Origin of the sequence: Streptococcus suis (assembly GCF_019794555.1) — a bacterium.
Lineage (GTDB): Bacteria > Bacillota > Bacilli > Lactobacillales > Streptococcaceae > Streptococcus > Streptococcus suis_AB.
The window spans coordinates 1-916 of record NZ_JAIMEP010000070.1 but is presented as its reverse complement, the minus strand read 5'-3'; the positions used below and the strand labels follow the sequence as shown (position 1 = coordinate 916).

1 pseudogene is annotated in these 916 nt (G+C 38.5%); it reads left to right on the top strand.

The features are described from left to right. Positions 1-57: 57 nt before the first annotated feature. A pseudogene (locus tag K6V48_RS11645) lies at positions 58-916 on the top strand (IS3 family transposase); the annotation flags it as partial.

Sequence of the window (916 nt, the reverse complement as noted above, 5' to 3'; positions counted from 1 at the left end):
TGGAAAGGTTATAATAAACTAGACACAAAGTTAAGAGAAATCGTGGAAAGGTTTATTATGGCAAGAAGAAAATTCGATAAACAATTTAAAAATTCTGCAGTAAAACTCATTCTTGAAGAGGGTTACTCTGTTAAAGAAGTCAGCCAAGAGCTTGAGGTTCATGCCAATAGTCTTTATCGCTGGGTTCAAGAAGTTGAAGAATATGGAGAAAGTGCTTTTCCAGGCAATGGGACAGCCCTAGCTAATGCCCAACATAAGATTAAATTGTTAGAGAAAGAAAATCGTTATCTTCAGGAGGAACTTGAACTTCTAAAAAAGTTCCGGGTCTTCTTGAAGCGAAGCAAGTAAAACGTTTTGAATTTCTCTTGAAACATCATGGGAAGATAAAAATTAAGCATGCAGTAAAAGTTCTTAAGGTTTCTCGCTCAGGTTTCTATGAATACATGCATCGTCGTCCTTCAAAACAACAAGTGGAGAGAGAAATTCTCTCAGAGAAGATAAAAGCTGTCTTTCATGAGCATAAGGGACGCTATGGTGCGGTCAGAATTACCAAGGTACTTCATAATACTGGTATTATGACCAACACGAAACGTGTTGGAAAACTGATGCACTTGATGGGACTTTATGCCAAGGGAAGCCGTTATAGATATAAACATTACAACAGAAAAGGAGCTTCGCTTTCAAGACCCAATTTAATTAATCAGATCTTTAAAGCAACAGCTCCTAATAAAGTATGGCTGGGAGACATGACCTATATCCCTACCAAAGAAGGCACCTTATACTTAGCCGTGAATATCGACGTTTTTTCACGTAAGATTGTAGGCTGGTCAATGTCTTCACGGATGCAAGATAAACTGGTGAGGGATTGCTTCTTACAAGCTTGTGGGAAAGAACATCCTCAGCCTGGCTTGATTGT